Here is an 8456-nt window from a genome sequence, read left to right on the forward strand (position 1 = left end):
TTTATCGCTTTGGACCAAGTTGAAATCGAAGAAGCTAAGGCCGGTGACTTGATTGCCGTATCTGGTATGGAAGATATTTCTGTTGGTGAAACAGTTGTTGATCCTGCTCACCCAGATGAATTGCCATTGTTGCGTATCGATGAACCAACATTGCAAATGACTTTCCGTCAAAACGACAGCCCCTTTGCTGGTCGTGAAGGAAAGTTCGTGACAGCCCGTCAAATCGAAGACCGTTTGTTGCGCGAATTGCACACTGATGTTTCTTTGCGTGTTGAAGATACTGGTCAGGCCGGCTCATGGTTGGTTTCTGGTCGTGGTGAATTGCACCTTTCAATCTTGATTGAAAACATGCGTCGTGAAGGCTTCGAATTGCAAGCTTCACGTCCACAAGTTATCTTCCGTGAAGAAAACGGACAGACTACTGAACCTTACGAATCAATCCAAATCGATACTCCTGACGAATATTCATCAGCTGTTATCGATTCATTGAACCAACGTAAGGGTGAAATGCAAAACATGGAAGCTGTCGGAAACGGTCAAACTCGTTTGACTTATATGGCACCTTCACGTGGTTTGATTGGTTACGCTACTGAATTCATGACAACGACTCACGGTTATGGTATCTATAACCACACGTTTGCTGAATACCGTCCAAAGGTTAATAACTGGGAACCAGGTCGTCGTAACGGTGCCTTGGTTTCAATTAACCAAGGACCAACGACTAACTACGCCATCATGGGTGTGGAAGATCGTGGACAAATGTTCATTGGCGCCGGTGTTGACGTGTATGAAGGTATGGTTGTGGGTATGAACTCACGTGATAACGATATCTCAGTTAACGTTACTAAGATGAAGCCACAGTCAAACGTTCGTTCATCTAACAAGGACCAAACTGCTTCTATCAAGACTCCTCGTGAGATGAACTTGGAAGCATCAATGGAATTCTTGAACGATGACGAATATGTTGAAGTAACGCCAGAAAACGTTCGTATCCGTAAGGCTATCTTGAACACTGCTGAGCGTGAAAAGGCTGCTAAGCGTCGTAACAAGTAATACTGATTTAAACTTAATGGGGGACACTAGGCTGAGCTTAGTGTCACCATTATTTTGGAGCTATGGCACAATCCGGTACTGCAGCGGACTCGAAATCCGTCGAGCCGTCTTATGGCGGTGTGCGGGTTCAAATCCCGCTAGCTCCTTGAGTAAAATCAAAAGAAATCACACAAATAAGTGTCTTAGCAATGTAACAGCCTACGGGCTGTTTTTTTGTTTAGCTGGTGCACTGTTTTGGTTATCAAAAATTCAGAGCTAAACTTTCTGTAATTTTTTCTGAAAACTAAAACATCTTTCTTCGGACCAAAAAATAGGTTCATAAAAAGGACTTTCAAGGTTTAACTTGAGTTCCCTATAATTGTTAATGTTAAGTTGTAATGGTTATTCACTGTTACTATATCTAGTTTCTGTTGCTTAAACTTACTATCTGATAACCGGTTAGAAATTATCAGTCTCTCCTATCACTTTCTTCCATTACTTCTTTTTTATATTTCTTGACTAATTTTCTTCTTAACGACCAGTAAGACAATATACTAATGCATCGTTTATTTCGTAATTCCCTGGCTTCAACTAGCTTATCGTAGTAAACATTGTGTGTTGACATTTTGTAATTCATTATTTCTTTGTCTTTTTGTTTATTGACCATGGAACTACTCTCCTTAGTATTTTTGTTTGAATGAATTTTTTTTGAGGTATCATTTTTTGATAGCTTGTAATATTTTGTTAATTTATCAGATTTTCTTGATATTTTGTATATTATAGTTTTAGGAGCTCTCTTTCCCAATAATGCGATAGGAATAAATATAGACGTGAAAATAGTTAGTATGGGACTAATCCATTTCCAGGGATAGAATGCAATAAAGCTTAGAGCTAGAATAACTGTTGTTATATATAGTGAATTGATAGCGATTTGTGGTAATGGACTTTCTGACGAATCTTGTTCAAAATTGATCATCAATAATGTCTCAGTATAAATACAAACCACGAATGAAGCAGCAGGAATAAGATCGATTAGTATTTTTAAGTGACGGGTCCAAAGTAAATTATTTTTATTCGATACAAGATATGTAAAAGCGATAGCAAACAAACTTGTGCTAAGAATAAAAAAGCAAAATATTACACGATGGAATTTCCAAGAGTAGCGAATCAGTTCCCAAAGAGAACTATTTTTATTTTTTGTATTACTTTTTGTCATTATTATTAATAGTCTTTCTATTGCCCTTATCGGTGCGATTTTTCTTGAACGTTTAAATTGAATTTTTATCACTGTAGATGGTTTAAAGTCCGTTAAATCATTTAGCAGGTTTCATAGCAGCTTTTTTGTTGCGATTTCATCCCCATTAGTGGCATTTTACAGGCGCACGTATACCTCGGGTTGAAAATAATTAGTTAAACGCACAAGCCTTGAAATAGTCTTTATTATATGGCACTTATAATTCCGCCTTCCTAATGTTAGTCACTGTTGAACATTAGGGGGGCGGAATTTTCTTTTAAAATGAACAATTATTTTTTCGTTTAATTCTTGATTGAATGAAATATATATAAATGTTCTAAGACTAGGGTAATCACTTATTTTTGCTAATGTCTGCTTCATCATTCTTACTTGCTATTGTCTTATCTACAAGCCTAGCTATATTTTCTTTGTTTTGTTGAGATTTGGTATTATCACTTATTAGCAGATTAATAAGACTAGATAAATTTGAAATGAAATCTTCGTTTTTATTTGATTTAGAGTAGTTGAGGGCAGCTATAAGCGCTCTAATAACGGAAACCTCACTTTGGCTGTAGTATCCTTCTTCTACTTTTTTCGCTAAATGAATTATTAGGTCACTTGCCTTTTTATTGAGTTTATCGTTTCGTTCTAAAACTTCATCTAAAGTAAGTGTAAGTATACCATCATTTATAAAGGCATTAGCAACATCAAAATCATAAGGATAAAAAGTAGTCCTATTAGGATGTTTAGAAGTGAAATCTTCGAAAGTGTCTTTAGAAGCTGTTATGCCTTGCAAAAATGGGATAGGGACCTTAAAGAAATCGGCCATCTTCTGCCAGGTATCTAGTTTGGGCTCTGTTTCATTGTTTTCATATCTCATTAAGGAAGGTGCTGATATTTTTAAATTATAATTTTGCTTTAATTGGTTGGAAAGCTTAGCTAGACTAAGTCCACTTTGCTGTCTGAGTTCTTTTATTCTGTTCATTTTCATACCTCTTTATAAAGTAATTCTAGTATAGCGTTTCATAAATGAAAAATAAAGCTTGACGTTTCAATAATGTAATAATATACTTGTTTCAATATTGAAACACAATAAAAGATGAAACGTGAAAGGAAACGAAAAAACAAAAGTAGAATATTTACAGTATTTTATACCAGATACACAAAAGGTAATCGGCGAAAGCATTGGAGTTGCTCTTAACCAAGGATAGCCTAGCTAAGTAATTAGAAGTATTACGCCCAACGATTAACAGAATAGAAGAGTGTAACGTTGACGGGATTAGCCAGGCTATTGAGAATTGGTATTAAGGGGGCATGGAAGTTTGGAATATAGTAACAGCGCTGAGTATGGTTGTCCTTGTTGGAGTTGGTGGCGTTGAATTGGGTTATTGCTTACGGTGAGAAGATAAATAAAGCAAGCTCATAATTAATTGAGATATTTGAAATCGATAAATTTCTTAAAGATAGGAGCAAATGAATGGAATTAGTTTATTACAAGGGGTTGAAAGATGAACCCTATACAACAGCGGAAGTGATTGCTGAATTTAGTGGCGTGGATCTGGATAGTATTAACCGACTGACCAGAGCGCACAGAGAACGACTAGAAAAGTTTGGCAAATTACACTACACTCTAAAATTTTTGGAAGATAAAACGGATTTCAAATCCGTTTTATCTAAACAATGTTCTTCGAAAGTGTGGAACTATAACTAAAGGCAAGCAACTGTGCTTATTGCTTATTTAAGGAATACACCACAAGTATTAGATTTTAAGGACACCCTTGTTAATGCTTTTTACAACATAAAACAGGAACTAGAACGGGCAAAGATAAGTCGAGAGCTTAACAAACGTGCAAATATTGGCCTGGCCGAAGTCATCAAGGCAGAACTACCAAATGACCAACACGCTTACAGCAATTACCACCAACTAGCCTATAAATATGTAACGGGCATGACACCCAAGCAACTCAAAAAAGCTAAGGGTGTTAGTGTACCAGAAGAGGCGCTAGACAACGGCCAGAAGGAACGACTTGAGCGAGTAAAACAAAACATCGCCCTGTTTATTCTAGATGGTAATGACTACCAAGACATTAAGACTAAGCTACTTGCTGATATCTAAGAATGTAGAGCCGAAAGCATGAAAAGTCACAAAAAAGCACTCCCTGTAAGTGATGTAAACGTCAGTTTCAGCACCAATTTAGGTCTTACCTAAATTGGTGCAAATCATCTCGTCGAAATGATTTGCACCTTCTATGTTAGTACGTTTAATGGGGCCATAAGAAAAGGCGTTGATGCAAAATATACATCAACACCGATTGTTGTAGAGCCAAAATTATAGGACTAACATAATTATCAGATTTTAACAAAAATAGAATAATTAATTTATTCAGTATTATTTAATGAATAGCATATTTCCATAAAATAATTACTAGTATAAATTGTTTTCCATTTCCAGAATTTGTTTGTGGTATTCTCTTTGGTTTTTAATAACACGCCGTCTGGCTTGCTTTAAAATTAGTACTTCATAATTTTCTTGATTATGTTCCAAAATATTCTGAGCTAAGTTAGCATAACCTAGGAATGTCCGTTTTAAATTTGAACCGGATAAGTATCGTTGCTTTAGTCTATTTGATACCTGAAACTTCATATTATTGTCAAGTTTCTTTTTTACTAATTGAATTTGTCTGATTTTTTTATTAGTAAGCTCTGAATCTTCATCGAGTAAAGGAATTAATTTTTTATTTTCGAGATCACGAATCAAAAATTTAATTCCATGTTTGCTTCGATATGCAAATTTATAAATACTTTTTTCTCGTAAATATACTGAGTGTCCAGTAAATCGGAAGCCTAAATAATTTAGTGTGGTTTGTTGTTGACTTATACTATTGCTTATTTTTTGGAATGAATGGTTTTCAAATTTGTAAAAATTTGTTTTATGGCGTTCAATTGTCAAAAATAAATCCTGTTCACTAATTATGATAATCTGTTCTAAAATTTTTTCTGCTTGATTTTGAGATACAGATTTCCCGGGTAGTACGATAATGAAGTCATCAGAATAGCGTCGATAGAGACCACCCAATTTTTCTATTAATAAGCAAATCTTTAAGTCGAATTTCATCATATATATATTGGCTAGTAACGCACTTAAAGACGTTCCCTGAGGAATACCAATTCGATTAGTGTGAAACTTCTTTTTGTTCTTTTTATAAAAATTATCGAAGTCTTTTCTGCAATTGAAGTATGAGTATTGACTATTATTTTTTTTGTAACTTATTGAATCTTCTAAGTCTGTAGTACTGATATATTGATATTTAGTTAAGGAATTAAATATAGCGTACCAGTCTTTTGGGAGGGTATTTGTTGTGAGTGAATCAGCATGGATTGTTAAAGGTTCAGAAGATAGTACATCTATCAAACGTTTTTTTAAATATTTATGATTTAAGGTATCGAAAAAAGCTTTAAAGTCTCCCTTGATGACATACGCAGATTGCTGATTGGAAATGAAATCAAAAACTTCTTTTGCTGCATGAATATTAGATCGCTTTATTTCCATCGTTGAAGATCTGTAAGCTGTTGCAGCGCTGCTAACTGGAGTATCCTTTATTTTTTGTTCATATACATGATTTAGCTGTTCAGAATACAATTTATAAATTGCCGCTGCATGATGAGAAGGTAGGGTAATCTTTCTCTTTTTTTCTTGAATACTTTTTCCATTAAACTTATTTGAAATAATATCCTTTTGAATGAATGGTAGAAAGCGAAAAGATGTAATGACCTTGGAATCCGATTTCACAGAATCAAGAAAGTTAATATCAGTAACGAAGTGATCGAAATGCTTATATTTTCTTTGCGTTTTTAAATACTCGCTTGTTTGCATCAAGTTGGCCTTCCGTAATGAAAACGAGACGGCCAGGGTGCACACCCCAATTGGCCGTCTCGTAGGTTTCTCAATGCAATCGTACACCGAGAATTCAAGTCCCTATCATTGTGAAATGATAGGATGTGCTTTTGTTACACTTATAGTGAGAAAGTGATTATTGAAGCAATGTTCAACAGATATAGCCTTCTGACCAAAGCGGTCGCATTGACTTTGTTGTGTATGATTACACACACGTGCCAATACAATTCCCTTGACTTCCTGAAAGAAGTCTGTTAGAAAACTCGTATCACTGGACTATCGATTGACCTTAATTGATACGGTAAGATAATTATATCACATATGTTTCGCGACTCTAGGTACTGACATACATAGCTTGTAAATCAATGTCTTAGAGAAGTTAGTGAGTGCTTGAATTTATTATATTGCATACGGGAAAATATTTAGTAAAAACTAGATTAGAAGTAGCCGGAATTTAGAATCAAATGGGTGTAAAAAAGCATAATTACAAGGAATCAAGATTTAAAAGTGAAATCCTATATTATAGACTGAAAGCGCTGATTTTGTCTTATAATTTACATTTAGACATCTACTATTGATAAGAATAGTCCTAAAATAAAATTAAGCAAGGTTTGCATGCTTTTAGTCGAATCATGGCTATTATCACGGAACCAACCTGCGGTATACTTACCTTTAGCAGAGACGGGGGATGAACGATATGAAAAAAATCGATGGACACTTGCACCTATTACAAACAATTGCCGGCTTTAATGGCAAGGGCAGATTGAACGCCCTCGGCCAAGGCAAAGCTATTTGGGATGATGGCACGAAAATTAAATTAATTCCTGATGGCTGGGGTGACCATGACTTAACTGCTGAGTCTTTTCTGAAGGTTATGGATGCTAATAGCATTGATAAGGCAGTCTTGCTCCAGGGGAGTTTGAACGGCTATCAAAATTACTATTCTTATCAGGTTGTGCAAGCCTACCCAGACCGGTTTATCGGTGCCTTTGCTGTTGATCCATTTGCGCAGAACTTTATGGACATTGTCCGTCATCATGTTGAAGATTTGGGCTTTCGGGCCATTAAGTTTGAAATCTCAGAAGGGGGTGGCATCCATGGCTACCACCAGGGACAAGCCTTCCGCCTCGATACTGACAGTCGGATTGGTGAGATTTTTCATTACCTGGCTGACTATCCGGGCTTTACCGTTACAGTTGATTACGGAGCCGCAGACCAAGTTAGCCACCAACCGGAAGCCATTAAGGTCCTGGCAGGGCGGTATCCAGACTTGAATTTTGTTGTTTGTCATCTTTCATTTCCCGATGCTGACCATTGGGAGGCCCTGGCCAATACTTTTAACCAGTGGCAACCTTATCAGAACATTTATACCGATTTATCGGCCATCCAAGACATTTTAGGGGAACAGAGTCTGCCCTTTACCAAGAGTCAACAGGCCGTCCAAATGGCCAAAGACACCTTGGGAACAAAACGTTTGATTTGGGGGACTGATTCACCTTGGTCAGCCACTTTTAATTCCTATCAGAGCCTAGCGACGTGGTTGGATGAGACCGGCATCTTCACTCCGACCGAATTGGCCGATGTTTATTACAACAACGCGGAAAAAGTTTATTTTAACGACAAAGCAGTCCGGGCGGCAAAAGCAGCGGCTAACCAGTAATTAATTTGGTGGAGGCGTTGGAGAGGAGAAGTAAATGACAATTTTTGATGAAATTAAGGCTGATCCAGCCAATGCCGAGTATACACAGCGGGGATGGAATCCAATTTATGCTGCTCCCAAGACCGCTAAGATTTTGATTGTTGGTCAGGCACCCGGATTAAAAGTTCAAGAATCCGGCATCATGTGGAATGATGCCTCTGGTGACCGGTTGCGCGAATGGTTGGGTGTTTCTAAGGAAACGTTTTATGATTCCGGCCTCTTTGCCGTGATTCCAATGGACTTCTATTACCCTGGTAAGGCGAAGTCAGGGGATAAGCCACCCCGACTTGGTGTCGCAGAGAAGTGGCATCCCCGATTATTGGCCCTGATGCCAAACATCCAACTGACAATTTTAGTTGGGGCCTATGCTCAGCACTACTACCTTCATTTAGCTAAATCGGTGACACTGACTGAGACGGTCAAAAACTTTGAACGATATTGGCCCAAGTACCTGCCGATTGTTCATCCTTCACCACGAAATAATATTTGGTTGAAGAAAAATTCTTGGTTTGAGGCCGAGGTCGTTCCCAATTTACAAAGAAGGGTTCGAGAAATCTTGCAATAAAAATAAGCCTGCCGACTATGGAGTCGGCGGG

At 37.1% G+C, this 8456-nt stretch carries 7 protein-coding genes, 1 tRNA gene and 1 pseudogene; 6 read left to right on the forward strand and 3 right to left on the reverse strand.

Annotated elements, in window-relative coordinates:
* Together AOQ29_RS08175 and AOQ29_RS05800 are read left to right on the forward strand one after the other, a co-directional pair.
* Positions 1 to 1053 (forward strand): annotated as a pseudogene (locus AOQ29_RS08175) (translational GTPase TypA); the annotation flags it as partial.
* A 56-nt stretch (positions 1054 to 1109) separates the two neighbouring features.
* Positions 1110 to 1199, forward strand: a tRNA-Ser gene (locus AOQ29_RS05800).
* 302 nt (positions 1200 to 1501) lie between these two features.
* Here AOQ29_RS05800 and AOQ29_RS05805 read toward each other — a convergent pair.
* Entirely contained in the window at positions 1502 to 2248 is a 747-nt protein-coding gene (locus AOQ29_RS05805; protein WP_061993554.1) for a hypothetical protein, read from the reverse strand.
* Between the two features lie 370 nt (positions 2249 to 2618).
* Positions 2619 to 3257, reverse strand: a complete 639-nt coding sequence (locus tag AOQ29_RS05810; RefSeq protein WP_083989356.1) for a helix-turn-helix domain-containing protein — start codon at positions 3255 to 3257, stop codon at positions 2619 to 2621.
* Positions 3258 to 3743: 486 nt separating this feature from the next.
* On the opposite strand from AOQ29_RS05810, the gene AOQ29_RS05815 reads away from it, so the two are divergent.
* Positions 3744 to 3977 carry a hypothetical protein gene (locus AOQ29_RS05815; protein WP_061993556.1) on the forward strand — a complete coding sequence of 78 codons (234 nt, stop codon included), beginning with the start codon at positions 3744 to 3746 and terminating at the stop codon, positions 3975 to 3977.
* Between the two features lie 12 nt (positions 3978 to 3989).
* The gene (locus AOQ29_RS05820) at positions 3990 to 4382 is read left to right on the forward strand and encodes a hypothetical protein (protein ID WP_061993557.1); all 393 of its coding nucleotides are present in this window, start codon (positions 3990 to 3992) and stop codon (positions 4380 to 4382) included.
* Positions 4383 to 4691: 309 nt separating this feature from the next.
* Here the strand turns inward: AOQ29_RS05820 and AOQ29_RS05825 are convergent, their stop codons facing one another.
* Positions 4692 to 6140, reverse strand: coding sequence for a reverse transcriptase domain-containing protein (locus AOQ29_RS05825; protein ID WP_061993558.1), 1449 nt, complete (start codon positions 6138 to 6140; stop codon positions 4692 to 4694).
* A 718-nt stretch (positions 6141 to 6858) separates the two neighbouring features.
* On the opposite strand from AOQ29_RS05825, the gene AOQ29_RS05830 reads away from it, so the two are divergent.
* Positions 6859 to 7821, forward strand: coding sequence for an amidohydrolase family protein (locus AOQ29_RS05830; RefSeq protein WP_061993560.1), 963 nt, complete (start codon positions 6859 to 6861; stop codon positions 7819 to 7821).
* A 34-nt stretch (positions 7822 to 7855) separates the two neighbouring features.
* Positions 7856 to 8425, forward strand: coding sequence for a uracil-DNA glycosylase family protein (locus AOQ29_RS05835; RefSeq protein WP_061993559.1), 570 nt, complete (start codon positions 7856 to 7858; stop codon positions 8423 to 8425).
* The last annotated feature ends 31 nt before the right edge of the window (positions 8426 to 8456 follow it).

This window comes from Fructobacillus ficulneus, from assembly GCF_001047075.2.
GTDB lineage: Bacteria > Bacillota > Bacilli > Lactobacillales > Lactobacillaceae > Fructobacillus > Fructobacillus ficulneus.